Raw genomic sequence first — 25172 nt, 5'->3', positions numbered from 1 at the left:
CCGGCCCGGACGCGCACCCGGGCGTCCGGGCCGGGACCGTGTCCGGACGCGGCAGGTGGTGAAGGCCGGCGGTGCGCCCTGGGCCGGGCGGACCGCCGGGATTCCCGGCCATGCCGGGTTCAGGAGACCCGGATGCCGACGAGGCAGGTGTCGTCGTCGGTGTCCGACCTGCTGTGCGTGAGCAGGCCGTCGAGCCGTCGCTCCAGGGTCGCGGCGGGCAGCTGCGCCGTCCGGAGCAGCTGCTGGAGGGACTCCTGCACCGCGGTGTCCCGGCGCTCGACCAGGCCGTCGGTGTACATCATCAGCGTGTCGCCCGGCGTCAGACGCACCTCCCCCTCCGCGTACTCCGCCTCCGCGACCGCACCCAGCAGCATGCCGCCCAGGAGCGGGAGCGTGGTGGCCTCCTCGCCGCGGACGAGCACCGGCGGCAGGTGCCCCGCCCTGGCCCAGCGCAGCACGCGCTCGCCGGGGTCGTACAGCCCGCACACCGCGGTGGCGGTCACCTGCTTGGTGAGGTGGTGCGCCACGATGTTCAGCCAGGACAGGAGCTGTCCGGGGCCGGCCCCGGTGACGGCGAGGCCGCGCATCGCGTTGCGCAGCACCACCATCCCCGTGGCCGCCTCGATGCCGTGCCCGGCGATGTCGCCGACGCAGAGCAGGATCTTCTTCGACGGCAGGGTGACGGCGTCGTACCAGTCACCGCCGACCAGGGAGTCCGACTCCGCGGGCCGGTAGCGGACGGCGACCTCCAGTCCGGGCACGTCGAACGGCTCCCGGGACGGGGGCATGATGGCGTGCTGGAGCTGGAGCGCGAGCCGGTTGCGCTCGGCCGACTCCTGTTCGGTGTGGGCGAGCCGGTCGCGGGTGGCGGCCAGCGCCACCTCGGTCCAGTGCTGGGAGGAGATGTCCTGGTACGCCCCGCGGACCGCGAGGAGCCGGTCGCCGGCGTCGAGCACCGGCTCGGCGATCACCCTGATGTGGCGGGTGACACCGCCGGGCCGCTGGAGCCGGAACGCCGTCGAGGTGGCACGCCGGTGGTGCAGCACGGCCTGGAGGAAGCGCCCGATGGCGACCGCGTCGTCCTGGTGCGCGTGGGCGGCGAGGTCCTGGAGGGAGACCGGGCCGTCGGCCGTGGTCCGCCCGTACAGCGTGAAGAGCTGGCCGTTCCAGGTGATCTCGCCGGAGATCATGTTCTCCTCGAAACCGCCGATGCTGCCCAGGCGCTGCGCGTGCTGGAGGAGGCTCGCCAGCCGGGCGGTCTCGTCCTCGATGCGCCAGATGAACAGGACGCTGCCGCCGTGCCGGCTGACGCTGAGGTCGGCCACCGCGGACAGCGGCACCTGGCCGACCAGGGCCGTGAGCGTCATCCGCCGGGCGCGGAACGGCTCGCCCGTCGCGTAGACCCGCTCGATCTTCTCGAACAGCCCGTCGCCGCCCGCCGCGAGAGGGTAGGCCTCCAGCAGGAGCGCGCCGTCGACGGCGCTGCGGGGACGCCCCGCCGGGTCCTGGAAGCGGCTGTTGGAGTGGTGGATGCGGAAGTCCGCGAGGTGGCCGTCCGGGCCGAGCACGGGGGTGAGGACGAGAGCGGGGTCGTACAGGCCGTCCGCCAGGTCGACGAGCTCCGAGACGTCGGCCGCCGCCGGGGTCCCGGCCGTGGCGGACGTGCCGCCGGGCGGGTTCTCCAGGGTGTGGGCGCACAGCTCCGCGAGCGCCTCGACCTGACGCGTGACCGCCGCCGGCTGGGGAGCGAGCGGTTCGGGCCAGCAGATCTCGAGCACCCCGTGGATCCGGCCGCCCGCGCCCGCGGGCACGGCGACCCGGCCGCCCCGGGGATGTTGCGCGCGCCCGATGCTGGGCGCGGCGTACTCCCCGAGCGAGCCGATCCACGCGGTGCGCCGTTCGCTGAGCGCGTGCCGTGCGATGGTCTCGACGCCCGGCGGGACGTAGCGCCAGCGCTCCGCCTCCTCCGGGCCGAAGCCGGCGTGCCCCCGCAGGGTGAGGGAGGTGTCGGTGCCGGCCGCCCAGACGGCGACGGCCGTCGCCCCCAGCGGGGCGAGCGCGTGCTGGAGCAGTGACTCGGCGACGGTCTGGGTGTCGCCGGCCGCCAGCGCGGCGCTCTCGGCGGTCCGCAGCCGCACCGCGACGGACACGTCGGCGGTGCCCTCGTCCGGTCGCCCGGCGGTGCGCCGGACGAAGTCGCCCGCCGCCTCGGCCACATGGTCGCGGGCCGCCTCGTTGATGATGTCCGCGGCCAGTTCGATCGGGGTCAGGCCCGCCTGCCCGGCGAGTTCCGCCAGCTGCCGCGCCGCCTGCGCCGGTCCGCAGCCGAGCCGTTCGACCATGATGCCCTTGGCCATCTCGATCAGGGCCCTGCCCTCGGCGGCCGCATGGGCCGCGTCGACCTCCTTGCGCAGCCGCTCCACGATCGCGGCGAGGCGCCCCACCGAGGCGGCGCCCGCCTCGGGCGTTGCGTCCGGCGGCGTGGCGGCCCCGCCGGCGGCTACGGCCGCTGGTTCGGCCGCCATCGCGGCGGAGAGGGCGGGACCGGCGGAGAAGGCGGGACCGACAGAGTGGGCGGGACCGGCGGAGTGGGCCGGTGCGCGCCGGTGCGTGCCGGAGCCCGCGGCCGGACCGCGTTCGTCCCACCCGGGCGCACCCCCGTCCCGGCGTTCCTCGGGCGGGGGAGTGCCGGAGTCGGCGACGGATGTCATGCGGCGGGCCCGCTCTCGTCGTGCAGCTCGAGCCAGCGGCGTACGCAGGCGATGAGGTCGTCCGCGTCCACGGGCTTGGTGACGTAGTCGCTGGCGCCGGACGCCAGGCTCTTCTCCCGGTCGCCCGGCATCGCCTTCGCCGTGACGGCGATGATGGGCAGGCCCGCGTGCCGGGGCATCCGGCGGATCTCCGCCGTCGCCGTGTAGCCGTCCATCTCCGGCATCATCACGTCCATCAGGATCAGCCCGATCTCGGGGTGCGCGGCGAGCGCCTCGATCCCCTCCCGGCCGTTCTCGGCGTGCAGGACGCGGATGCCGTGCAGCTCCAGGATGCCGCTGATGGCGAAGAGGTTGCGCGCGTCGTCGTCGACGACGAGGACGGTCCGCCCGTGCAGGCTGTCGTCCGGGGCGCGGTGCGCCGTGGTGGGCGTGTCGTCGCCGCGGACCAGGGGCACGACGTCGCCGGGCTCCTCGGCCGAGAGATGGAGGGCGATCCGCTCCCGCAACTCGTCCAGACTGGAGAGCAGTTCCAGCGGTCTGCTGCCGGCCCGCGCCTGGAGCGTCCGCTCGTGGGCGGCGTCGAGCCGCCGGTTGTTGTGCGCGAGGACCGGGACCGTGCGCAGCGCGGGGTCCCCGTCCAGTGCGTCGAGGAACTCCAGGGCCTCGCCGTTCGCCATGTCGAGTTCGAGGACCACGCAGTGGACCGGCTCGGCGGCGAGCGCACCCGCCGCCTCCTGCGGTCCGGGAGCGGAGACCAGCTGGATGTCGGAGCCCGCGTGGCCGCCGCCGAGTTCGGCGACCGCGCTCTCGGCGACCATGGACAGCAGACCGTGCCGGCGGCCCTCGACCACCAGCAGCCGGCGCGGCTTGCGCGGGGGAGCGGGCACGGCGGCCGGCCGCCGGACGCCGCCGGGGGCGTCCGCCCGGTGCGCGCCGTCGGGGAGCGGTGCGTCGGGCGCGCCGTCGGCCTGGTGCCGGAAGTCCTCCCGCGCGACCGGCAGGTACAGGGTGAACGTGCTGCCCTCGCCCGGTGTGCTCTCGGCCGTCAGCGCGCCGCCCAGCAGATGGGCGATCTCGCGGCTGATCGACAGCCCGAGCCCCGTGCCCCCGTACTTGCGGCTGGTCGTCCCGTCCGCCTGCTGGAAGGCGCCGAAGATGGCCTCCAGATGCTGCTCGGGGATGCCGATGCCGGTGTCCCGGACGCGGAACGCCACCACCGGGCCGCCGCGCAGCACCTGGATCGGCAGTTCGTGGTCGGGCGCCGGTTCGATGCGCAGTTCCACCCCGCCGCGCTCGGTGAACTTCACCGCGTTGGAGACCAGGTTCCGCAGCACCTGCCGCAGCCGGGAGTCGTCCGTGATCACGTCGACCGGCACTCCGGCCGCCGTGGTGATGCTGAAGCCGAGGCTCCGCTGGGTGGTCATGGGCCGGAAGGTGGCCTCGACGTAGTCGAGGAGCTGCCGCAGCTGCACGCGTTCCGGGTTGACGTCCATCTTGCCGGCCTCGACCTTCGACAGGTCCAGGATGTCGTTGATCAGCTGCAGCAGGTCGGAGCCGGCCGAGTGGATGATGCCCGCGTACTCGACCTGCTTGGCGGTCAGGTTGCGGGTCGGGTTCTGGGCGAGCAGCTGGGCCAGGATCAGCAGGCTGTTGAGCGGTGTGCGCAGCTCGTGGCTCATGTTGGCCAGGAACTCCGACTTGTACTTCGACGCGAGCGACAGCTGCTGGGCGCGGTCCTCCAGTTCCTGGCGCGCCTGCTCGATCTCCAGGTTCTTCCCCTCGATGTCGCTGTTCTGCGCGGCCAGCAGGGCGGCCTTCTCCTCCAGTTCGGCGTTGGAGCGCTGGAGTTCCACCTGCTGCACCTGGAGTTCCTCCGAGCGCGCCTGGAGTTCACCGGTCAGCCGCTGGGACTCGCCGAGGAGCTCGTCGGTGCGCGCGTTGGCCACGATCGTGTTGACGTTGACGCCCACCGTCTCCATGAGCTGTTCGAGGAAGTCCCGGTGGACGGCGGTGAACGCGGTGAAGGAGGCGAGCTCGATGACGCCGAGCACCTGGTCGTCGACGACGATGGGCAGCACGATCAGGCTGCCCGGCGTGGTGCTGCCGAGCCCGGAGGAGATGGTGACGTAGTCGCCGGGAACGCTGTCGGAGCGGATCACGCGCCGGCTCCGGGCCGCCTGGCCCACCAGCGACTCGCCCAGGCGGAAGCGTTCGGGGACGCCGGGCCCCGCCGGGCGCCCGTAGGACCCGACGAGCCGCAGCTCCAGGCCGGAACCGGTCTCCTCGGCGAGGTAGAAGGCGCCGTACTGGGCCGACACCAGCGGCGTCAGCTCGTCCATCACCAGTTCCGCGACGACGGCCAGGTCGCGGTGGCCCTGCATCAGCCCGGAGACCAGCGCGAGGCTGGACTTGAGCCAGTCCTGCTCCTGGTTGGCCCGGGTGGTCTCGCGGAGCGAGCCGACCATCGCGTTGATGTTGTCCTTCAGCTCGGCGACCTCGCCGGAGGCGTCGACGGTGATGGAGCGGGTGAGGTCGCCCTCGGCGACGGCGCTGGCGACCTCGGCGATCGCCCGCACCTGGCGGGTGAGGTTGCCGGCGAGTTCGTTGACGTTCTCGGTGAGCCGCTTCCAGGTGCCGGAGACGCCCTCGACCTCGGCCTGCCCGCCGAGGCGTCCCTCGCTGCCGACCTCCCGCGCGACACGGGTGACCTCGGCGGCGAACGAGGAGAGCTGGTCGACCATGGTGTTGATGGTGGTCTTCAGCTCCAGGATCTCGCCGCGGGCGTCCACGTCGATCTTCTTGGACAGGTCGCCGTTGGCGACGGCCGTGGTGACCAGGGCGATGTTGCGCACCTGCCCGGTCAGGTTGTTCGCCATCGAGTTGACGTTGTCGGTGAGGTCCTTCCAGGTGCCGGCGACGTTCGCCACCCGCGCCTGCCCGCCGAGCCGGCCCTCCGTGCCGACCTCGCGGGCCACCCGGGTCACCTCGTCCGCGAACGCGGAGAGGGTGTCGACCATCGTGTTGATCACGCCGGCCAGCGCGGCGACCTCGCCCTTCGCCTCGACGGTGATCTTCTGCGAGAGGTCGCCGCGGGCCACCGCGGCGGCGACCTGGGCGATCGACCGCACCTGGCCGGTCAGGTTGGACGCCATCACGTTGACGTTGTCCGTGAGGCCCTTCCACGTCCCCGAGGCGCCGCGGACCGTGGCCTGTCCGCCGAGGTTGCCCTCGGTGCCCACTTCGCGGGCGACCCGGGTGACTTCGTCGGCGAAGGCGGAGAGCTGGTCGACCATCGTGTTGATGGTCTCCTTGAGTTCGAGGATCTCGCCGCGTGCGGTGACGGTGATCTTCTGGGAGAGGTCTCCCTGGGCGACGGCCGTGGCGACCTGGGCGATGGAACGGACCTGGGCGGTGAGGTTGCCGGCCATGGAGTTGACGGAGTCGGTGAGGTCGCGCCAGGTGCCGGAGACGCCCTTGACGTCGGCCTGCCCGCCCAGAATGCCCTCGGTTCCGACCTCGCGGGCCATCCGGGTGACTTCGTCGGCGAAGGCGGAGAGCTGGTCGACCATCGTGTTGATGGTCTCCTTGAGTTCGAGGATCTCGCCGCGTGCGGTGACGGTGATCTTCTGGGAGAGGTCTCCCTGGGCGACGGCCGTGGTCACCTGCGCGATGTTGCGGACCTGGGCGGTGAGGTTGCCGGCCATGGAGTTGACGGAGTCGGTGAGGTCGCGCCAGGTGCCGGAGACGCCCTTGACGTCGGCCTGCCCGCCGAGGTTGCCCTCGGTGCCGACCTCGCGGGCGACCCGGGTGACTTCGTCGGCGAAGGCGGAGAGCTGGTCGACCATCGTGTTGATGGTCTTCTTCAGCTCGAGGATCTCGCCGCGGGCGTCCACGTCGATCTTCTGGGACAGGTCGCCCCTGGCGACCGCGGTGGCGACCTGGGCGATGTCGCGCACCTGGGTGGTGAGGTTGCCCGCCATCGCGTTGACGGAGTCGGTGAGATCGGCCCAGGTGCCGGAGACACCCGGGACCTCGGCCTGCCCGCCGAGCGTCCCCTCGGTGCCGACCTCCCGGGCGACGCGCGTCACCTCGGAGGTGAAGAGCGACAACTGGTCCACCATGCCGTTGAACACGGTGGCGATCTCGCCCAGCAGCCCGTCCGCGCCGTCCGGCAGCCGGGTGCCGAAGTCGCCGTCGCGGACGGCCGTCAACCCCGCGAGCAGCTGCCGCAGTTCCGGTTCCCCCGCCTCGGCGGCGCCACGCGCACGCGTGCGCCGGGCCGGGCGCCCGCCTTCGACCGTCTCCGTCATGTTCTTCCCTGTGTGTAGCGCTCGGCGGACGCCCGGAACGCCGGACTCCGTCACGGCCCGTACGGGCCGCCCCCCTCGCACCGCGCGGCGATGATCATTGCCGCACGGCAAATGCGCCGCAGCGTATCCCGCCGGGCCCACCGCGCGCACACGGGGCCTTCGTTCCGTGGACATCCGCCGCGCCGGACCGCGGCTGCTCCCGCACGGCGCGGCGGACGCCTGCCGCGGCCGCGCTGCATAGGGTGGCCGTCATGATCACCTATCCGTCCGCGGAGCCCGCCGTCCTCGGTGCGCCGCTGCGCGCCCAGTTCGACGTCTTCCTCGACGAGTACCGCGCCGCGCTGCACGACAGCCTGGACGGGCTGACGGAGGAGCAGGCGCGCCGGTCCCTGGTGGCCTCCAGGACCACCCTGCTGGGCCTGTTGAAGCACGCCGTGTTCGTCGAGAAGGTCTGGTTCGACGAGGCGGTCACCTGTCGGCCGCGCGAGGAGATCGGGATTCCCGGGACGCCGGACGAGTCGTTCGCGCTGGACGACGGCGACACGGTGGCCTCGGTGCAGCGGGCCCACCGGCGGGCCTGCGAGGCGTCCCGGGCGGCAGCGGCCGCTCTCGGCCTGGACGACCTGCTGCACGGCAACCGGCGCGGGCCGATCCCGCTGCGCTGGGTGTACCTGCACATACTGCGCGAACTGGCCCAGCACAGCGGGCACGCCGACATCCTGCGGGAGCAGATCCTCGACGCCGCGGACGCCTCCGCCGGAACGCGCCTCACCCCGGGCGCGCCCGCGGGCGGGACGGGCGGGCGCGGAGGCCGGTGACCCGTTACGCGGCGGGCGGGGCGGTTCTCACTCGACGGTGACGACCACCGAGTGCCATCCGCTGGCCCCGTCGGGGACCGTGCGGGTGCGCTTCTCCGTCTGGGTCGTGCCGGTGCGGTCGGTGGCCCGGACGGTGAGGGTGTGGCTGCCGGGCGTCGCCTTCCAGGCGAAGGACCACTGACGCCAGGTGTCGGCGGTGTGCTCGGCGGCGAGTTCGGCCCGGCGCCAGGGGCCGTCGTCGACCCGCACCTCGACCGCGTCGATGCCGCGGTGCTGCGCCCAGGCCACCCCGGCGACCATGACGGTCCCGGCCCCGGGGCGGGCGAAGGGCTTGGGGGTGTCGATGCGGGACTGGGTCTTGACGGGTGCCTCGCGCGCCCAGTCGCGCTTCACCCAGTAGGCGTCGTAGGCGTCGAAGGAGGTGAGCTCGATGTCCTCGATCCACTTGCAGGCGGAGACGTATCCGTAGAGTCCGGGGACGACCATGCGGACGGGGAAGCCGTGGTCGAACGGCAGGGGTTCGCCGTTCATGCCGACCGCGAGCAGCGCGTCGCGGCCGTCCATGACGTCCTCCACCGGGGTGCCGATCGTCATCCCGTCGACGGAGCGGGACACCAGCTGGTCGGCGCGGCCGCCGCGCGACGGCGGGCGTACGCCGGCCTCGCGCAGCAGGGGGGCGAGGGGGACGCCGATCCAGCGGGCGTTGCCCACGTAGGGGCCGCCGACCTCGTTGGACACGCAGTTCAGCGTGATGTCCCGTTCGACGAGCGCGCGCTCCAGCAGGTCCCGGAAGGTGAGGATGAGCGGTGTGCGCACACCCGTGCCGTGGATGCGCAGCCGCCACGCCCCGGCGTCGACCTTCGGCACCACGAGCGCGGTGTCGACCCGGTAGAAGTCCTTGTTGGGGGTGGTGAACGGCTGGAGTCCGGGGACGCGCAGCGCGGCCCCGGACGGGATCGCGGCCGCCGGTGACGCCGGGCGCGGCAGGCCGACGGCGTCGCGGGAGGCGGCGGCGTCGCCGCCGCGGGCGCCGGCCGCCACGCGGGCCGCGACCCCCGCGCCGGCGGAAGCCGCGGCAGCGGCGGACGCGGCGATCAGGAAACCGCGCCGGTCCCAGCCCGCACCGGTGTCCGGGGTGTCCGCGGGCGGTGCGGTGAGACGGCCGGCCAGCACGTGGAGCACCGCGGCCCCGGCCAGTGCCCCGGCCACGGACGGCAGCGCGTCCGTCCAGGAGGCGGAGTCCGGACGGGACAGTGCGGCGGCCGCGCCGACCGCACCGAAGACCAGCACTCCGGCCGCCCCCGCTCTGCGGTGACGCAGCGCGAGCAGCCCGAGGGCCACGGCGCAGAGCGCCAGCACCCCGAGGATGCCGAGCTGGAGGACGAGTTTGTCCGCCTCGCCGAAGGTACGGATGGCCCAGTCCTTGACCGCGGCCGGTGTCCGGTCGACGGCGCTGCCGCCGACGGCCACCACCGGCCCGGCCTCCGGCCGCACCGCGGCGGCGGCCAGTTCGGCCGCCGTCAGCGAGACGGCTGCGGCGAGGAGGCCGCTGAGGCCGGCGAGGATGCGGCGGGAGGCGACTGCTCGTGTCTCGTTCACCTGCGTGATTCGGAGCGCCGGGCGGGGCGGATTGGTCGCCTCTGCCGCGGGGCCGCCCCGTCGCGGACCCGCCGCCCTGGACCCGCCGCCCTGGACCCCTCGCCCGGACCCGCCGCCCGGACCCGCCGTCGGCCGGGCCGCCGGGCGGGGCGGGGCGGGGTGTGCCGGTACGTCGGCGGGGTCCGGGCCCCGGGGTGGTGCCGCGACGTCAGGCGGCAGCCGCGGACGCCACCTGGCCGCTGATGCGGTGGATGATCTCGACCAGCTGGCCGGTGATCTCGCCGTCGTCGGCGGGGTGGGTCTCGGCGAAGCGGGCCACCGCGTTCGGGATGGTCAGCTTGAGGTCGGCGAGCACGCCCGCGCCGGCGATCCCGGCGGCCTTGCGGGCCTCCTCCTGCGCCCAGGCGCCGCCGTACTGGCCGAACGCCGTGCCCACCACGGCGGTGGGCTTGCCGCTGACGGCGCTCTGGCCGTACGGCCGGGAGAGCCAGTCGATGCCGTTCTTCAGCACGGCGGGCATGGTGCCGTTGTACTCCGGGGTGAAGAGGATCAGCGCGTCGGCACGGCCTGCCGCCTCGCGCAGGCGGACGGCGGAGGCGGGCGCGCTGTCCGTGTCGATGTCCTCGTTGTAGAAGGGGATGTCGGCCAGCCCCTCGTACAGCTCGACCGTGGTGCCCTCGGGGGCGTGACGGACGGCCGCCTCGGCGAGCTGGCGGTTGTGCGAACCGGAGCGCAGGCTGCCGACGAGGGCGAGGATGCGGACGGACATGAGGATCTCCAAGGGGACGGGGCTGCGGAAGAGATAATCGGACCGTGGTCCGTTTACAGTTGTACCAGTCAAACGGACCGGGGTCCACTTTTCTTCCCGGGCTTCCCCGGGACTGCCCGGACCTCCCCGGACCTCCCCGGACTTCCCCGGGCCTGCCGGGCCGTATCGGGACCCGAGGACCCCGGGGCTGGTTAGGCTGGAGGCATGTCGACTCGCCCCCCGATCCCGCCGCCAGGGGCGGACACGCCGGTTCTCCTGGAGGTCACGGAGGCGGGCGACTCCCCGGCCCTGCGCGCGGACGCCGTGCGCAACCGCGCCCGGCTGCTGGAGGCGGCCTCCAGGTTCGTGGACGAGCACGGCGTGAACTGCCTCACGATGGACGCGGTGGCGAAGTCCGCCGGGGTGGGCAAGGGGACGGTGTTCCGGCGCTTCGGCGACCGCACCGGACTCCTCATGGCCCTGCTCGACCACTCCGAGCGCGCGTTCCAGGCGCAGTTCCTCTCCGGCCCGCCGCCCGTCGGGCCCGGCGCGCCCCCGCTGGAGCGCCTGCACGCCTTCGGGCACGCCACCCTGCGGGAGGCGGCGAGCCGGCTGGAGCTCTACCTGGCCGCCCAGCCCGAGGCCGAACGCCGCTTCTCGAACCCGCCCTACCGGGTGCGCCTGACGCATGTGGAGATGCTCGTGCGGCAGGTGATGCCGGACGCGGACGGGGAACTGGCGGCCCAGGCGCTGATGGCCTACCTGGACCCCGCGCTCGTCCACCACCTGCTGCGCCAGCGCGCCATGCCGCTGGAACGTCTCGAGGCCGGCTGGTCCGACCTCGTCGACCGGCTGGCCCGCACCTAGAGCGTGCCGCGAAAGCCCCTCCCGGCCCGCGACACGCCCCGGCAGCCCCCCGGCCCCCGACCCGGCCGGGCGCCAGGGCCCCGGGCCCGGCGAACCGGACCGGTGACCCCCGCCGAGTCCCGCGGCGGTCACCGTGCCAGCTCCCCGAGGAGCGCCCAGGTCCGCCGCCTGGCCTCTTCCCCGGCCGCCTCCGTACCGGAGAACACGATCTCCGTGGCCCCGGCGTCCCGGTAGCGCCTGATCTCCGCCGCGACCGTCTCCTCGTCGCCGATCACCGCGACGTCCACCGCCCGGCTGCCGCCGGAGAGCCCGATGACCCGCGCGTAGGACGGGATCTGCTCGTAGAACGCGAGCTGTTCGCCGACCTTGCGCCGCACCCCCTCGGCGTCGTCCGTGACCACGCCGTGCACCAGGGCCACGACCCGCGGCGCGGGGCGGCCGGCCGCCGCCGCGGCGGCCGTCACGGCCGGCACGATGTGATCGCCCAGGGCACGCGGCCCGGCCAGGTAGGGGAGGATCCCGTCCGCGAGTTCACCGCTGACGCGCAGTGCCTGCGGGCCCATCGCGGCGACCAGCAGCGGGACGCCGCCCTCGGCGCCCGGCACACGGGCCGGGATCGGTGTCACCGCGGTGAGCAGTTCCCCGCGGAAGTCGGCGGCGCCCGTGTCCGTCAACTGCCGCAGGGCCGTGAGGAACTCGCGGAGCCGGGCGACGGGCCGTTCGAACGGGAGGCCGAAGCCGCCCTCGGTGAGCAGCCGGGTCCCCAGCGCCAGCCCCAGGTGGTAGCGGCCGTGGGTGGCCGCCTGCGCGGTCTGCGCCTGGCCGGAGACGACCAGCGGGTGCCTGCCGAACACCGGCACCGCCGAGGTCCCGACCTGGAGGCCGGGCACCTCCCGCCCGACGACGGCCGCCAGCAGCGGCGAGTCGGCACCGAAGGTCTGCCCGAACCAGGCGGACCTCAGGCCGGCCTCCGCGGCCTCACGGGCCAGCAGTACGGAGGCGTCGACCTGGTTGTCCGCTCCGGACGTGTTGAGTGCTACGCCAAGGGTCATGCCCGGGAGAACGACCGCCCGGCGGAACGGCATTCCGGTCCGCGTGTGACAGCTTCATGTCCATCATGTGTACGCGTTCCGGCCCCTCCCGGGCACCCCGTCGGCGGGGCGCCCGGGAGGGACGTGCGGCCCGCGCGGGACGGGCAGTCCGGGCAGGAGGTGCGGGCCCGGTGGGCGGTGCGGGCCGGGCAGGGTCAGCCGGCGGCGCCGCCGGTGAGGGACCGGAGCTGGGCGAGGATCGAGGGGTCGTCGATCCTCTCGTCCTCGGCGAGCAGCAGCACCTTGCTCAGCACGATCCCGGTCATCCGGTCCTCGTCCGCGAAGGGCAGGAACAGCCGCGGATGCGGTGAGGAGCCGAACGAGGCCGGTACCACGCAGAGATGACCGCCCGGCTCGACGTGGACGCTCCCGCTGACCAGATGCACCCGGTACGTCGCCCGGGTGCCGCTCACGACGGCCGTGTGCCCCTCCACGGACACCCGGGTCAGCCCCAGGTCGGCGACGAGCGCCGCCAGCACCTGCGCCCGGCTCGCCGCCTGCGCGGGCGACGACCGCACCGCAGGCTCCGTGCCGGCCACCGACACGACCAGGTCCAGGTCGCGCATCGTCTCGGAGAGGACCACGGGCGGCACCTCGGCGAGCGGCACGGGAACACCGCCGAAGCCGCCTCCGCCACGCGGCGCGCCACGGACGAAGCGGAGCTCGCCCACGACCACCGGACCCATGCCGAACCAGCCCTGGACGTCGCAGCGCAGAGCGGCCGTCAGCTCCCCGCCGACGGCACGGGTCGCCTGGTGGTGGGCGTACTCGCCGTGCGTGCTCCAGCCCCGGCCGGAGAGCAGCCGGCCCGCCGTCCGGCCGTCGACCACCTGCCCCGCGAACCGCCGCGACACGTCGCCCGCCTCCCGCTCCGCCGCGGTGAGCACGTACACCTCCCGGAACACCTGCTTCACCGGCTGCCGGACACGGCCGGCGACGATCCGGCCCTGCCAGTCGGCCAACGACCGCCGCCCGAGCAGCTCGACGGGGTGGACGGCGCTCACCGGACCCGTGGTGTCGACGTCGTCGAGCAGCCCGATCGATCCGTGGCCGTCGCGCCAGACCAGCCGGCGCAGCATCGCGGCCCCGGCGGGCAGCGACAGCAGCCGGCCCAGCTCCTGCGGCGGCAGGGTCCCGGCGGTGGCGACCAGCCGCTCCACCAGACCGGACCTCATCCGCCGGGCCTGCTCCCTGAGCCGTTCCTGCTGCTCCCGCAGTTCCCGGTAGGCGGGATCGGCCCGGACCGCTGCCGGCACCGACTTCAGCACCCGGCCGTTCCTGGCGGTCTCGATCAGCGGCCCGTCGTCGCCGAAACGCAGCACGGTCCGGTACGGGCCGGTCCCGGCCTCGGTGGGGAAGGCGGAGGCGATGCGCGCCTCGCAGTCCCATTCCAGACGGCTCGCCTCCGCCACCCCCGCCACCTGCGCCAGGTGCTCCAGGGCCACGTCCACGGCCGCCGCGTGGCTGTGCCGCCGGTTCGGGCCGAGGCGGGCCCCCTTCTTCGCGGACTCGCGGAGCGCGAGGTAGCGGTCGAGCACCGTCTCGCCGTCGTCGAGGGGGAGCATCCCGTACGCGGCGGTGCCGTGCAGCGCGTTCCGGCGGAACCGCCGCACCACCTCCGCCCGGTTCCATCCCATGACCGCCGAGACCAGTTCGCTCGGCACCAGGGCGAGCAGCCGCCGGGCCCGCTCCGGACCGGCCGCCGCCACCGCCGCGAGAACGGCCGAGCGGTCCTGGCGGACCACCTCGCCGTCGGGAATCGCCAGCACGAGACGGAGCAGTCCGGCCGCCTCGCCCAGATCGAACAGCGGCAGCAGCGCGTCGGCGTCGCCCACCCCCAGGCGCCACGCGAAGACCCGGCGCTGCTCCTCGGCCGGCAGCTCCCGCAACAGCGCCACCAGCGCCTCCCGTTCGCCGTCCGTGAGGACCGCGGCCCCCAGATGGCCGGCGGCCCTCGGATCGCCGCGCCACTCCAGCGCCACCCGGACGAAGCGCAGCCCTTGGGGCGCGAGCACCTTGGGCAGGTCTTCCCAGTCGACCGGTCCGGGGCCGGTGACCAGCCGCCACGTCAGCGCGTCGACATGGGCGCGCACCGCGTCCGCGCACGCCGCGGGCGGACCCGCCGCCGTCCCGTACGGTGTGCGGCCGACGATGGCGTACCCCAGCCACGGATCCTCCGTGAACGCGTGCTCCACCACCGCGGCGTCGAGGGCGCCCGCCCGGTGCAGCGCGTCCAGCGCCGCCGCCACGGTCTCCCGTCCCACCGTGCTGAGCGGGGAGGTCACGAGCAGCCGCAGCAGCGGCACGTCGGCGTCCGCGAGAGCACGGTCCGCCACCCCGGACAGGGGCAGTCGCGGCACGTCGGCGCAGCCGAGGACCGCGGCGAGCGCGGCCCGGCGGGCGGCCGACGGCCACGGCGCGTCCAGCAGCGCCGCGACACCGTCCGCGGCGGACGGCGGGAACGCCGCGTCGTAGAGCGCGTCGAACTCCGCGACCACCTCGCCGGCGCGCTGCTCCAGGTTCCCCAGGGCCCGGTCGTCGCCCTTGCGCATCCGGCGGCGGACCGCGGCAGCCAGCTCGCGCAGCGCCCCTGCGTCGCCGGCCGCCACGGCGGCCCCGACCCGGTCCACCAGGGCGCGCAGCGCCGCCAGTTCCTCGCGGACGACATCGGCGACGACCTCCGGCACGGGGTGCTCCACCGCCGTCACCCGCCCGTCAGCGCGACGGTGCGCAGGAAGACGACGCGGTCGCCCTGCCGCAGGGTGAACCACTCGTCGGGGTCGAGGATCTGCCGCCCGCCCGCGAAGACCGCGAAGGCGCCCCGGGCGAAGGCGGCACGGGCCCGCGCGACCTCCGACGGCACCTGGGGAACCGCCGGGACGCGCGACGGCGTCCGGACCGCACCCGTACGGGCCAGCTCCTGGAGTTCCGTCTCCGAGAGGTACTGCCGGTCGAGGGAGCGCCGGCAGCGCGCCGCGTCGGCGCGCAGCGCCCCGATCTGCTCCTCGACGGCGTGCCCGATCAACTCCCGCACCGTCGTACGGCCGTCGGCCAGCCGGACCCGCACGGCCGGCAGCTCCTCGCCGTCCCTGCCGGGCACCCGGCCGCGCACTTCGATCTCCACCATGGCCGTCACCCTAGGCCAGGGGTCCGACAACGCCCCGGGCCTGCCAACGTCCCCTCGGGCGGCGGCGGCGGTGGTCCGGCCCGGTCGCGTCGCGGCCGACAGCCGCGCGCCGTCCCGGCCGGGGCCCGCCGCCCCCGGCACCGCCCCGCCGGGGCGAGGCCGCCGGTCGCCGGGGCAGTGCGGCAGCAGGCCGCGTCAGACCAGTTCGCCGTTGCGGGCGACCACCTCGCCGCCGTGCACGACCACGTCCCGCCGGGGCATGTCCACCACCACCTGGGGTGTGCACTCGGCGTGCACCAGCACGAAGTCCGCCGGGTCGCCCGGGGCGAAGCCGACCCGTTCCAGGCCCAGCACGTCGGCGCCGCCGTCGGAGCCCACGCGGTAGCACTCCTCCAGCTCCCGGTCGAGGCGGACGTCCGTCACCCAGCCGAGGATGTGGGCCCGGTGCAGCATGTCCGCGTTGCCGAACGGGCTCCAGGAGTCGCGGACACCGTCGGACCCGAGCCCCACGCGCACACCGTGCTCGCGCAGCCGGGAGACCGGCAGGACCAGGGACTCGTTCGGCGCCACCGTCGTGAGCGCGATGTCCAGGTCCCCCAGGTCCCGTGCCATCGCGTCGAGTTCGCGCTCCGGGAGGAACGGCAGGCAGAACACATGGCTGACGGTGACGCGCCCCCGCAGCGACAGCGCCCTGGTCCGCTCGACGATGCCGCGCAGCACCCGGATGCCCTTGTCGTCGCGGTCGTGGAGATGGATGTCGATGCCCACGCCGTACCGGTCGGCGAGACGGAACACCAGGTCGAGCTGCTCGTCGAGCGCTTCGTCGAAGCTGATCGGGTCGATGCCGCCGATGTGGTCGACGAGCCCGCTGCGCGCCGCCTCCTCCAGGAGCCGGGCCGTGCCCGGGGTGCGCACGACACCGTGCTGGGGGAAGGCCACGACCTGGACGTCGAGGGCGTGGGCGAGCCGCTCCTTCGCCTCGGCGACCCCCTCCACGCCGGCGAGACCGTAGGCCGGTGCGACATCGGCGTGCGCGCGCATGGCGCGGGTGCCGCGGGTGACCGCGTGCGCCATCAGCCCGTAGGCGCGCTCGCCGACGGGGCGCCGCTGGGAGCGGAACAGCTCGACGTCCTGCTCGCAGTACTCGGCGATGCCCGACGCCGGAGCCCGGGACACCCAGTCGCCGCCCCAGGTCGTCTTGTCCGGGTGGATGTGGGCGTCGACGAGCGAGGGCAGCGCGACGCGCCCGCCGCCGTCGACGACGCGGGCACCCTTCGGAGCGGGCCGGTCGCTGAACCGGCCGTCGACGACGGTGAGATCGACCGGGCCGCCGTGCCCGAACGGGCGCACGTCGCGGAAGACCACCGTGCGTCCGGGGCGCCGTTCGCCCGGCCGGGCCGCTGCGGCGGGACCCGCGGCGGCGGCGGACGCGGAACCGGCGCCCGCCGCCGCGGCGGCCCCGGCCAGGACGCCGCGCCGGGAGAGGGGAGGGGGGACCATGGGAACTCCTTGCTGGGTGCGGTCGGTCGGACGGGCCGTTCACACGCTGCGCGCGCGGGCCCGCGGCGGGCGGGACGCCGTGCCCCGCACGGGCTCCCGCGCCACCTGCGTGCCGTGTCTCAGACGGGGACGCCGGCGCGTACGACGCGCGCAGGTGCCGCGAGGACCGAGACGTCGGCCAGCGGGTCGCCCTGGACCAGGACGAGGTCGGCCGCGTGACCCGGCGTCAGCCGGCCTGCCGTGCCCGTCAGCCCGAGCAGCCGCGCGGCACCGGTCGTTGCCGTGCGTATGGCGTCCAGGGCCGGCAGGCCGGCCGCGTGCATCAGGGAGATCTCCCGGCCGATCGGATCGACCGTGCCGCCGGAGGAGTCCGTCCCCGCGGCCAGCGGCACACCGAGCTCGTGGGCGGCGAGCACCGCGCGCTGGAGCACCGGCAGGTAGGCGCGTCCGCGCTCGGCCAGCACCGGGTCCGAGGACTCGGCCAGACCGGCGATCGCGGTGAGCGTCGGCGTGAAGTACGTGTCCCGGCGCTTCATCTCGCGCAGCGTGCGCTCCCCGACGAACACCCCGTGCTCCAGGGACCGGACGCCCGCCGTCACCGCGTCGTGGCAGCCCTGCTCGCTGTAGCTGTGGCAGAGCACCCCGCGGCCGCCCTTGCGGGCCGCGGCCACCACCTCGCTCAGCTGGGCGTGCGAGTACACCTGGGCCAGCGGGTCCTGATCGGGGAGCCCGGCCCGTTCGTTGACCCGCGTCTTGACGACGTCCGCGCCCCGCCGCAGGTTGACCGCGACCACGTGCCGCAGCGCCTCGGGGGAGCGCACTCCGTCGCGCAGCCGGGCCAGCGGCGTGAGATCGGGGTCCGCGAGGAGGGTGTCACCGAGGTCGGGCGTGACGAAGACGCCCGCCGCCCGCAGGCGCGGAGCGAGTCCGGGAGCCTGGCGGGCGAGCTCCCTGACGGCGACGTCCTGGTAGAACGAGGTCGAGCCGCTGCGGGCACTGGTGGCGCCGGCGCGCACCGCCGCGCGTGCCTCGGCCGCGGTGGACAGGTGGATATGGGCGTCGATCAGACCGGGCAGGACCCAGTGGCCGTGCGCGTCGAGCCGCCGGACGCCGTCGGGGACGCGCACCCGGGAGCGCGGCCCGGCCGCGCGGACGACACCGTCGCGCACGACGACGACGGAGTCCTCCACGACCTCGCCGGTCGCCGGGTCGAGCAGGGTGCCGCCGTCGACGACCAGGTCGCCTCCTCGCGCGCCGCCGCCCCGGCGGTCCGCCGCGGCACCGGTGCCGGCGGAGGGCTCGGCGGCGGCGGGGTCGGCCGCGGCGAGCACGGCCGCGGTGCCGGCCAGTGCGGCCGCGCCGGCCAGCACTCCCCGGCGGGTGAGCGCGGGGGCGGGCGGGGGGATCGGCTCGACACACATGCTGGCTCCTCGGGGCGGTTGGCCGGATGGACGGCCCTGAGGCCGGTGCCACCGTTTGTATACCAAGGATCGAGAGATCGACAAGGGATGACGGAGCCGACGGGTAGCCGGTCAGAAAATGTGGGGATCGTGCGGTGAACTGCCGCAGTTCTTCGAAGGGCGGCCGCCTCGCGGTATACAAAATGCCGGGATGGGTGGGAGCGTGTCACCCGAAGAGGGAGCGCAGGGCGACCGTTCTGCTGTCACGCACATGGAGCAGCGTGGCCGCAGCCGCCGACTCCTCGTCGCCCGCCGCGATGTGCCGGTACATCTCGGTGTGCTGGGACCGCATGTGGTCCGGCTCCTCGTGCAGCCCGAACAGCAGCTGGAGCTGCCAGCTCAGCTGCTCCATGGTCCGGGCGAGCAGGGGATTGCCCCCGAGGGTCACGATCTGCTCATGGAACGCGGTGTGCGCGGCGACCTCGCGTTCCCCCTCGTCGGCCGCGGCCGCCCGCTCGGCGCGCTCCAGCAGCGCGGCGAGGGCCGCGACGCCGTCCGGCCCGTCCTCCGCCCGGGCGACCCGCCGCGCGGCCAGGCGTGACGCCTGCACCGCCAGCGGTTCCCACACCTCGTAGAGGTGGTGCACGTCGGCGCGCTCCAGACGCCGCACCCGTACACCGCTGTGCGGCAGCAGCTCCAGCAGGCCCTCCGCGACGAGGGCGCGCAGCGCCTCCCGGACCGGGACCCGGGACATGTGGAGTTCCTCGGCGATCTCCCGCTCCACCAGGCGCGCGCCCATCGGGTACCGGCGGTCGACGATCCGCTGCCGGACCGCCTCGCGCGCCCGGGTGCTCAGCGAGGTGCGCACGCCCGCGTCCGGCGTCCGGGTCTCCTCCGGTGTGCTGCCCGCCACGTGCACCGTCCTCCGCTCGCCGTGTCCCGGGCGAGGATACGCGGACGGACGGCGCGGCCCGCCCCGTCACCGGCTTCGCCGGCTGCGGGACGGGCCGCGGCGGTCGCGCGGGCTACCGGTCGCGCCACTCGGCGGGCGGCGGGGGCGGGACCACCGGGGGCCGGTCGTCGCAGGTGATCGTGTTGGGCAGCAGCCATCCGGCGAGCCAGCCGCCGTCGTTCCCGCCCCGGTCGGCGAGGGCGAACTCCGACCCCGAGGCCGGGAAGTTGAATGCGCCGCAGTTGTTGACCCCCACGGCGCCCACGTTGCGGGCGTCCACGTTCTCGAAGGTGGCGGACCCCTGGGTGCGGGCGCTGAGCACGGAGTTTCCGGTGCCGTCGACCCGGATGTCCCGGAAGTGGACGGCGGGGATGCCGTACCTGTCCTTCACCCCGTACTCGCTCACCAGCATGATCGCGTTGTGGGTGCTGTCGAGGTAGTGGTCGCCGGTCACCCGGATGTCCGCGTCGATGCTCCGGTCCAGTGCGTAGAGCCAGATCGCGCCGAGTCCGATCCTCCAGTTGAGGTCGAGGGTTCCGGCGCGGACCGTGGTGTTCCCGGTGAAGCGGAGGGTGCCGGTGAAGGGTTCCGCGCCGAAGCGGGAACCGGCGTGCAGCGCGCTGCCCTCGCGGACCGGGTCGGCGACGAGGTTCCCGCTGACCGTGTTGTCGGCGCCGCCGTAGACGGCGATGCCGTTGGCCAGCGTCGGCGACTGGACGGTGTTGCGGGAGAAGGTGTTGCGGGCGTCGGCCGTCGTCTCGGACCACATGGCGAGCCCGTCGTCCCCGGTGTTGCGGACGAAGTTGTTGTGCACCAGCGAGTCGGTGACACCCGTGTGGAAGTTGAGGGCGTCGGCGATCTGGTCGACGACGATGTTGTTCGTGACCCGCACGTTCGACATCGGGCCGTCGAACCACAGGCCCACCTTGGTGTGGTGCAGGTACAGGCCGTCGATCGTGGAGTCGCTCATGGCCCCGCCGATCGCGTTCACCTGATCGGTGTCGATCCGCTCCCGCACGTCGCCCTCGATCGCGAAGCCCCGCAGGTGGACGCCCCGGCTGCCGCCCTCGGCCGCGCTCCTGCCGTAGAGGCCGACACCGGTCGTCCGGGACCCGTCGGGCGCGGGGGTGTCCAGGGCCATCGCGCGGCCCTTGAGCACGGTGTGCCAGTTGCCCGCGCCGACGACGGTCACGTCGTCGACCACGATGTGGCGGTCGACCCGGAAGGTGCCCGGCGGCAGGTAGACCGGCCGGTCGAGCCGCCGGGCCAGGGCGATGGCGCGCTCGATCGCCGGGGCGGCGTCGCGCCGGCCGGTCGGGTCGGCGCCGAACAGCCGGACGTCCAGGCCGCCGCGCTCGACGTGCGGCTTCGTGACCAGTTCGCTGTCGAGCAGGTCGACGACCGTCCACGCGGCGGGGCTGCCCGCGGGCACGGTCAGCCGGACGACGTCCCCGGCCCGGTGGGTGCGGCCCAGGTGGAGCCGCTGCTCGTCGTAGAAGTGGGTGGGGCGGAACGGCTTGGTGATCTCCGGTGCCGGTGAGGTCGACGCGGGCACACAGGAGCACTCGGTGATCCACCAGTCGGGGTGGAGCAGACCGGCCCGGGGGTCGTTGGTGAACGGGTACTGGTTGTAGAGCCACGAGTACTGGGAGGTCAGGGTCATCGTCCTGCGGTGCCGCCCGTCGACGGTGACGTCCAGCGGAGCGGTGATGCCGCCGCCCTCCGGGGCGTCGGGGATGCTGTAGCGCACGGTGAGGGCGTTGGCGTCCCGGGGCAGCGTGAACTCCACGTACTGTCCGGCCGTCAGCTTCACCGCCGAGCGGCCCGACGCCTCGGAGGCGAGGGTGTACGGCGTCCGGTCCGGACCGATGACGGTCCCGGTGCCCCGGGCGTTCTCGGCCTCCTGCTCGTCGAACGCCACGGTCGCCCCCCGCCCCGCGACCAGCGCGGGATCGACCGCGGCCCGGGTGACCACGGGAGCGCCGGGGCGGTGGCGGGCCGTCTCGGCCGCCGCCGTCCCACCGGGCGCGGCGCTCAGCAGCAGGGCGAGGACGGTCGTCACCAGGGCGGCTCTTCGGCCGCCGCGAGCGCCGTGTCCGGCGCGGCTCGTCGGGTACATACGGGGGCTCACTTCCGTCGGGCGGGGCAGGGGGACGCACCCGTCCGCGGGGCACGGGGCGGCGTGGGGACAGTAGGGCCCGCGAGCAGCCGCCCACAAGAGAAATGTCAGAAATTTGCGCGACGGAAGTTAATCCATGCGTTCACATGTCTACTGATTGCTCTCGGTGAGGAGGGGTGCGAGGGCCGCCGTCCCGTCGACCAGGGCCCGGGAGCGCGCCGCGACAGCCGTCTCCCGCGCGTCCAGCGCTGCCGCCACCTCGCTCCAGCGGCGGCCGAGACGCAGCTCGGGCATGAGGGACCGCAGCGGGGCGACGCGGTGCCCGGCCCGCCGCAACTGCTGGACGATGCGCGCGTCGCGGACCTGGACCGGCGTGTAGCGGCGCGCGCCCCGGACGGGGTCCCGGTCGGGGACGACGAGGCCCTCGGCGTCCCAGTGCCGCAGCGTCGACGGACGCACCCCGAGCGCCGCGGCGAGTTCCGAGACGCCCATCGAGTCCGCTGCGCCGACGGCGTCGATCGGCTCGCCGGAGATCGACGCGGCGGCCTCCCGCGCCCGCCGCAGCGCCGTCCGCTCCGCATCGAGCCGTGCGTGCGCCGCGTCGAGCAGGACCAACACCTCCTGCGACGCGGGGAACCGGTGCGCCGCCCGCACGATCCGCTTGGCCTCGGCCGGCCCCGCCCCCGCGGCGAACGCCCGGTAGGCCAGCGCGGACCGCACCTGCCGCTCCCCGTGGACGCGGTAGCCCGAGGCCGTCCGCTCCGCCGCGGGCAGGACCCCCTCGCGTTCGAGGTCGCGCACCTGCTGCACGGAGCACCCGGCCCGCCGTGCGACGTCGACGGTGCGCAGACGCACCGATTGGAGACTTGCCATCCCGTATCCCCTCATGGACTCCCCGCAAGTCTCCACAACCACGTGAATGGAACGCTGGAGCCATGACCCAGGACGAGATCATCTCCTTCGTGGCGGCCATGGACGGCGTGCTGACCCTCCGCCCCGCACCCGGCGACGGTTCCCCCGACGTCGCCTGGGGCGACACGTTCTTCTACTACGCACCGGACGGCGTCGTCCCCGCGGCCGCCCAGCCGTTCGCGACGATCGTGACGAAGAACCTGCCCGGCGACGCCACGTCCCGCCTCGACCGCCCGGACGCCCACCGGGTGAACATCGCCGCCGGCAAAGAGGAGTTCACCCGGTGGACCGGCCGTCCACCCGGCGGACGGGAACCCGCCACGACGGCCCCGGCCGCCGACGACACCGTCGTCGCCCACCCCGTCTACGCGGCCGCGGGCTGGCTCGCGGTGGTCAACCCGGGCCCGCGCACGCGCACGGCGACCGCCGAACTGCTCTCCACCGCCCACCGCCTGGCCCGGGCACGCCACGAACGGCGCCCCGGCCCCTCCGGAGGCTGACGGACACGGCCGGCGGGCGCCGGGCTCCCCGCATCCACTGCCCCGTGCCGGGCGCCCCGCGTCCACCGGCGGGTTCCGGGCGCCCCGCGTCCACCGCCCCGCCGCTCCGGTGCGCGGGACGGGAGAGCGGGACCGTGCGAGAACCCGCGACCGCGAGGGCAACCATCTCTCCCGCCGGTCTGATCATGCGAGGCACACGGGGTCCCGCACGACGGACGGGTGCCGCACGGTGTCACACACAGGACGCATCACCACGGTCCGCCCGCTCCTGGCGGGAGCCGCCGCCCTCGGGCTGGGCGAGACCGCGGACGTCTCCGGCGGCACCGAGCGGGAGACGTCCTCCCCGGACGGGACTTCGGCGCTGCCGCTCGTCGCCGCCTCGGCGGCGACGAGCGGCCTGCGCGGTCACCGGCGGACCGTGGGCGCTGCGCCGCCGCAGGCGGAACACCGCACCGTGACAGCGACGCGGGCCCGGCGACCGCCGAAGCGGTGGCCGGGCCCGCGGGCGCACTCCGGTGCGCGGGGTCAGTGGCCGAAACGGCCCTTCGCCTTCTCCTTGGCCCCCCGGGCCCTGCCACGGGTCTCCAGGGCCGCGCCCTTCGCGGCGGTCGTCTCCTTGCCCATTGCATGGGCCGTCTTCCGCACGGCCTTCCCGACAACCTGCTCGGTCTTGGCCTTGGCCTTCTCTCCGGCGCTCATGTCGGTCCTTTCGTCGGTGCGTCCTGCTCATCCACTCGCCTGCCCGGACGCACCGGGCCAAAACGCCTCCTGCGCCGCGCCGCCGGGCGGACCCCGCCCGCCGCCGGTCGTCCGCCGAGCCGCACGGCGGCTACGGGAGGATCGCGTCGACGTAGCCCCCGTCGACACGGAGCGCGCCGCCGGTCGTCGCCGACGCGAAGCCCGAGCTCAGGTAGACGACCATGTGCGCGATCTCCTCGGGCTCGATCAGCCGCTGGATCAGCGACTGCGGACGGTGCTCCCGCATGAACACACGCTGCGCCTCGTCCCACGGCAGATCCGCGCCGACGAGCGAGTGGACGAACTCCTCGACGCCCCCGGTGTGCGTCGGCCCCGCGATCACGGAGTTGACCGTCACCCCCGTCCCGGCGGCCTCCTTGGCGAACCCGCGGGTGACGGCCAGCAGCGCGGTCTTGGTCGTGCCGTAGTGGATCATCTCGGCCGGGGTGACCACCGCCGAGTCACTGGCGATGTTGAGCACCCGGCCCCAGCCCCGTTCCGCCATCCCCGGCAGGCAGGCGCGGATCAGACGCACCGCCGACAGGACGTTGACCTCGAAGTAGCGGCGCCACTCGGCGTCGTCGATCTCGAGCGCGGGACGTGATCCGAAGACCCCGAGGTTGTTGACGAGCACGTCGACCGCGGGGAGCCGGCCCAGCACCTCGGACGCCCCGGGCTCCGTCGCGAGGTCACCCGGCGCCGCGACGAAGTCGCCGTGCGGCACCTGCTCCCGCAGGCGTTCCACGGCCTCCCCGGTCCGCCCGGGATCACGGCCGTTGACCGCCACCCGCGCGCCCGCCGCCGCCAGACCGGCGGCGATCGCCGCCCCGATCCCCTGGGTCGAGCCGGTGACCAGAGCGGTCCTGCCGTCGAGGGCGATCTGCATGGGGACTGCACTCCTCACATGAGCCGGTCCGCCGGGAGGGCCCGGTGCACCGATCCGGAGTCCGGCGGGTACTGCGGTGCCCGTTCATTGAGGCATCCCGCGCGCCGCCGGGACGGCCGACACGCGAACACCGGGCCGGGGCGGCCGCGTCGGGACCGCCGTGCCGCCGCTGCGATCACGGATGAGATGATGCCCGGCGACAAGGGGCTGCCCCGCGGTACCCGGCGGTCACGCGACTGCGCCGGGTACCGCGGGACAGCCCTCAAGGCGACGGCGGACGAGGAAACCGGTGTGAATCCGGCGCGGTCCCGCCACTGTGATCGGTGAGCCGGTCCCGGCATGCCACGGCCCGAGCGCGGGCGGGCAGGCAGGGACGGGCACGGACCCGAGAGCCAGGAGACTCACGCGGTCGCCTCCTCCACGGACCACCGGGGCGGATCTCCCCGGAGAGAGGGACGGTGCGCCATGCCCGCCACACCCACCGGAGCGACGAGCGGCGAGCCTGCCGGCAGGGCGGCCGCCGGCCCCGTGCCGTGCCGCGTCGTCGTCTGCCGCGACTGCTGCTGCGGCAGCCCCAAGGTGAAGGGCGTCGACCACGCGGCCCAGGTCGCCCGCCTGCGGGAGGCGGGGCCGGTGACCGTCTCCGACTGCCTCGACGTGTGCGAGCGGGCCAACGTCGTCGTGGTGCGCCCCTCCGCCCGCGGCAGGGCCGCCGGCGGCCGGCCGGTCTGGCTCGGTCTCGTCAACGACGCCGCCGCCACCGAGGACATCGTCGCCTGGGTCCGCGACGGGGGACCGGGCATAGCCCCGCTCCCGGACATCCTCGACCTGTACACCTTCGCCCCGCCCGGGCCCGCGGCGAGAGCCTGAGCCCGCCCACGGAACGTCCGGACG

18 protein-coding genes and 1 riboswitch are annotated in these 25172 nt (G+C 74.8%); of the genes, 4 read left to right on the top strand and 14 right to left on the bottom strand.

Going from position 1 to position 25172, the window contains the following annotated elements; translation table 11 throughout:
• Positions 1-119 precede the first annotated feature (119 nt).
• A complete protein-coding gene (locus IAG43_RS01075) occupies positions 120-2711 on the bottom strand; it encodes a SpoIIE family protein phosphatase (protein WP_187738859.1) in 2592 nt (863 codons plus the stop codon).
• Complete coding sequence (locus IAG43_RS01070) at positions 2708-7021, bottom strand: HAMP domain-containing protein (RefSeq protein WP_187738858.1); 4314 nt, start codon at positions 7019-7021, stop codon at positions 2708-2710. The genes IAG43_RS01075 and IAG43_RS01070 overlap by 4 nt, the downstream gene beginning before the upstream one ends.
• Before the next feature lie 251 nt (positions 7022-7272).
• Here IAG43_RS01070 and IAG43_RS01065 point away from each other — a divergent pair, with 251 nt between their 5' ends.
• Positions 7273-7839 (top strand): DinB family protein, encoded by a 567-nt coding sequence (locus IAG43_RS01065; RefSeq protein ID WP_187738857.1) that lies wholly within the window; start codon positions 7273-7275, stop codon positions 7837-7839.
• Between the two features lie 27 nt (positions 7840-7866).
• On the opposite strand, the gene IAG43_RS01060 is transcribed toward IAG43_RS01065, so the two are convergent.
• On the bottom strand, positions 7867-9447 hold the full coding sequence (locus IAG43_RS01060; protein ID WP_187744238.1) for a molybdopterin-dependent oxidoreductase: 1581 nt from the start codon (positions 9445-9447) through the stop codon (positions 7867-7869).
• Between the two features lie 199 nt (positions 9448-9646).
• Positions 9647-10207 carry an NADPH-dependent FMN reductase gene (locus tag IAG43_RS01055; protein WP_187738856.1) on the bottom strand — a complete coding sequence of 187 codons (561 nt, stop codon included), beginning with the start codon at positions 10205-10207 and terminating at the stop codon, positions 9647-9649.
• A 204-nt stretch (positions 10208-10411) separates the two neighbouring features.
• On the opposite strand from IAG43_RS01055, the gene IAG43_RS01050 reads away from it, so the two are divergent.
• Entirely contained in the window at positions 10412-11053 is a 642-nt protein-coding gene (locus tag IAG43_RS01050; protein WP_187738855.1) for a TetR/AcrR family transcriptional regulator, read from the top strand.
• A gap of 128 nt (positions 11054-11181) precedes the next feature.
• Here the strand turns inward: IAG43_RS01050 and IAG43_RS01045 are convergent, their stop codons facing one another.
• The 8 genes from IAG43_RS01045 to IAG43_RS01010 form a co-directional block, all read right to left on the bottom strand.
• A complete protein-coding gene (locus IAG43_RS01045; protein WP_187738854.1) occupies positions 11182-12105 on the bottom strand; it encodes a TIGR03564 family F420-dependent LLM class oxidoreductase in 924 nt (307 codons plus the stop codon).
• A 194-nt stretch (positions 12106-12299) separates the two neighbouring features.
• Positions 12300-14843 (bottom strand): DUF4132 domain-containing protein, encoded by a 2544-nt coding sequence (locus tag IAG43_RS01040; protein ID WP_187738853.1) that lies wholly within the window; start codon positions 14841-14843, stop codon positions 12300-12302.
• Between the two features lie 5 nt (positions 14844-14848).
• Positions 14849-15271 (bottom strand): hypothetical protein, encoded by a 423-nt coding sequence (locus tag IAG43_RS01035; RefSeq protein WP_187738852.1) that lies wholly within the window; start codon positions 15269-15271, stop codon positions 14849-14851.
• A gap of 195 nt (positions 15272-15466) precedes the next feature.
• Entirely contained in the window at positions 15467-16771 is a 1305-nt protein-coding gene (locus tag IAG43_RS01030) for an amidohydrolase (RefSeq protein WP_187738851.1), read from the bottom strand.
• Positions 16772-16890: 119 nt separating this feature from the next.
• Positions 16891-18192 (bottom strand): amidohydrolase family protein, encoded by a 1302-nt coding sequence (locus tag IAG43_RS01025; RefSeq protein WP_187738850.1) that lies wholly within the window; start codon positions 18190-18192, stop codon positions 16891-16893.
• Between the two features lie 205 nt (positions 18193-18397).
• On the bottom strand, positions 18398-19090 hold the full coding sequence (locus IAG43_RS01020; protein ID WP_425508556.1) for a GntR family transcriptional regulator: 693 nt from the start codon (positions 19088-19090) through the stop codon (positions 18398-18400).
• 106 nt (positions 19091-19196) lie between these two features.
• Positions 19197-21242 carry a glycosyl hydrolase family 28-related protein gene (locus IAG43_RS01015; RefSeq protein WP_187738849.1) on the bottom strand — a complete coding sequence of 682 codons (2046 nt, stop codon included), beginning with the start codon at positions 21240-21242 and terminating at the stop codon, positions 19197-19199.
• Positions 21243-21392: 150 nt separating this feature from the next.
• Positions 21393-22115, bottom strand: a complete 723-nt coding sequence (locus IAG43_RS01010) for a MerR family transcriptional regulator (protein ID WP_187738848.1) — start codon at positions 22113-22115, stop codon at positions 21393-21395.
• Positions 22116-22177: 62 nt separating this feature from the next.
• On the opposite strand from IAG43_RS01010, the gene IAG43_RS01005 reads away from it, so the two are divergent.
• On the top strand, positions 22178-22654 hold the full coding sequence (locus IAG43_RS01005; RefSeq protein ID WP_187738847.1) for a DUF6194 family protein: 477 nt from the start codon (positions 22178-22180) through the stop codon (positions 22652-22654).
• 525 nt (positions 22655-23179) lie between these two features.
• Here the strand turns inward: IAG43_RS01005 and IAG43_RS01000 are convergent.
• Together IAG43_RS01000 and IAG43_RS00995 are read right to left on the bottom strand one after the other, a co-directional pair.
• A complete protein-coding gene (locus tag IAG43_RS01000) occupies positions 23180-23353 on the bottom strand; it encodes a hypothetical protein (RefSeq protein WP_187738846.1) in 174 nt (57 codons plus the stop codon).
• Between the two features lie 130 nt (positions 23354-23483).
• Positions 23484-24278 carry an SDR family NAD(P)-dependent oxidoreductase gene (locus IAG43_RS00995; protein WP_187738845.1) on the bottom strand — a complete coding sequence of 265 codons (795 nt, stop codon included), beginning with the start codon at positions 24276-24278 and terminating at the stop codon, positions 23484-23486.
• Between the two features lie 280 nt (positions 24279-24558).
• Positions 24559-24680: riboswitch (cobalamin riboswitch) on the top strand.
• A 63-nt stretch (positions 24681-24743) separates the two neighbouring features.
• Here IAG43_RS00995 and IAG43_RS00990 point away from each other — a divergent pair.
• Positions 24744-25148, top strand: coding sequence for a (2Fe-2S) ferredoxin domain-containing protein (locus IAG43_RS00990; protein WP_187738844.1), 405 nt, complete (start codon positions 24744-24746; stop codon positions 25146-25148).
• Positions 25149-25172 lie beyond the last annotated feature (24 nt).

The organism is Streptomyces genisteinicus (assembly GCF_014489615.1).
GTDB classification, from domain to species: Bacteria; Actinomycetota; Actinomycetes; order Streptomycetales; family Streptomycetaceae; genus Streptomyces; species Streptomyces genisteinicus.
Note: the sequence above shows the minus strand (reverse complement) of the source record. Positions and strands in the feature narration are given on the sequence as shown.

Coding starts and splice junctions, on each gene's coding strand:
- IAG43_RS01075 (WP_187738859.1), bottom strand. CDS start 2,711: ATGACATCCGTCGCCGACTCCGGCACTCCCCCGCCCGAGGAACGCCGG.
- IAG43_RS01070 (WP_187738858.1), bottom strand. CDS start 7,021: ATGACGGAGACGGTCGAAGGCGGGCGCCCGGCCCGGCGCACGCGTGCG.
- IAG43_RS01065 (WP_187738857.1), top strand. CDS start 7,273: ATGATCACCTATCCGTCCGCGGAGCCCGCCGTCCTCGGTGCGCCGCTG.
- IAG43_RS01055 (WP_187738856.1), bottom strand. CDS start 10,207: ATGTCCGTCCGCATCCTCGCCCTCGTCGGCAGCCTGCGCTCCGGTTCG.
- IAG43_RS01050 (WP_187738855.1), top strand. CDS start 10,412: ATGTCGACTCGCCCCCCGATCCCGCCGCCAGGGGCGGACACGCCGGTT.
- IAG43_RS01045 (WP_187738854.1), bottom strand. CDS start 12,105: ATGACCCTTGGCGTAGCACTCAACACGTCCGGAGCGGACAACCAGGTC.
- IAG43_RS01035 (WP_187738852.1), bottom strand. CDS start 15,271: ATGGTGGAGATCGAAGTGCGCGGCCGGGTGCCCGGCAGGGACGGCGAG.
- IAG43_RS01030 (WP_187738851.1), bottom strand. CDS start 16,771: ATGGTCCCCCCTCCCCTCTCCCGGCGCGGCGTCCTGGCCGGGGCCGCC.
- IAG43_RS01025 (WP_187738850.1), bottom strand. CDS start 18,192: ATGTGTGTCGAGCCGATCCCCCCGCCCGCCCCCGCGCTCACCCGCCGG.
- IAG43_RS01015 (WP_187738849.1), bottom strand. CDS start 21,242: ATGTACCCGACGAGCCGCGCCGGACACGGCGCTCGCGGCGGCCGAAGA.
- IAG43_RS01010 (WP_187738848.1), bottom strand. CDS start 22,115: ATGGCAAGTCTCCAATCGGTGCGTCTGCGCACCGTCGACGTCGCACGG.
- IAG43_RS01005 (WP_187738847.1), top strand. CDS start 22,178: ATGACCCAGGACGAGATCATCTCCTTCGTGGCGGCCATGGACGGCGTG.
- IAG43_RS01000 (WP_187738846.1), bottom strand. CDS start 23,353: ATGAGCGCCGGAGAGAAGGCCAAGGCCAAGACCGAGCAGGTTGTCGGG.
- IAG43_RS00995 (WP_187738845.1), bottom strand. CDS start 24,278: ATGCAGATCGCCCTCGACGGCAGGACCGCTCTGGTCACCGGCTCGACC.
- IAG43_RS00990 (WP_187738844.1), top strand. CDS start 24,744: ATGCCCGCCACACCCACCGGAGCGACGAGCGGCGAGCCTGCCGGCAGG.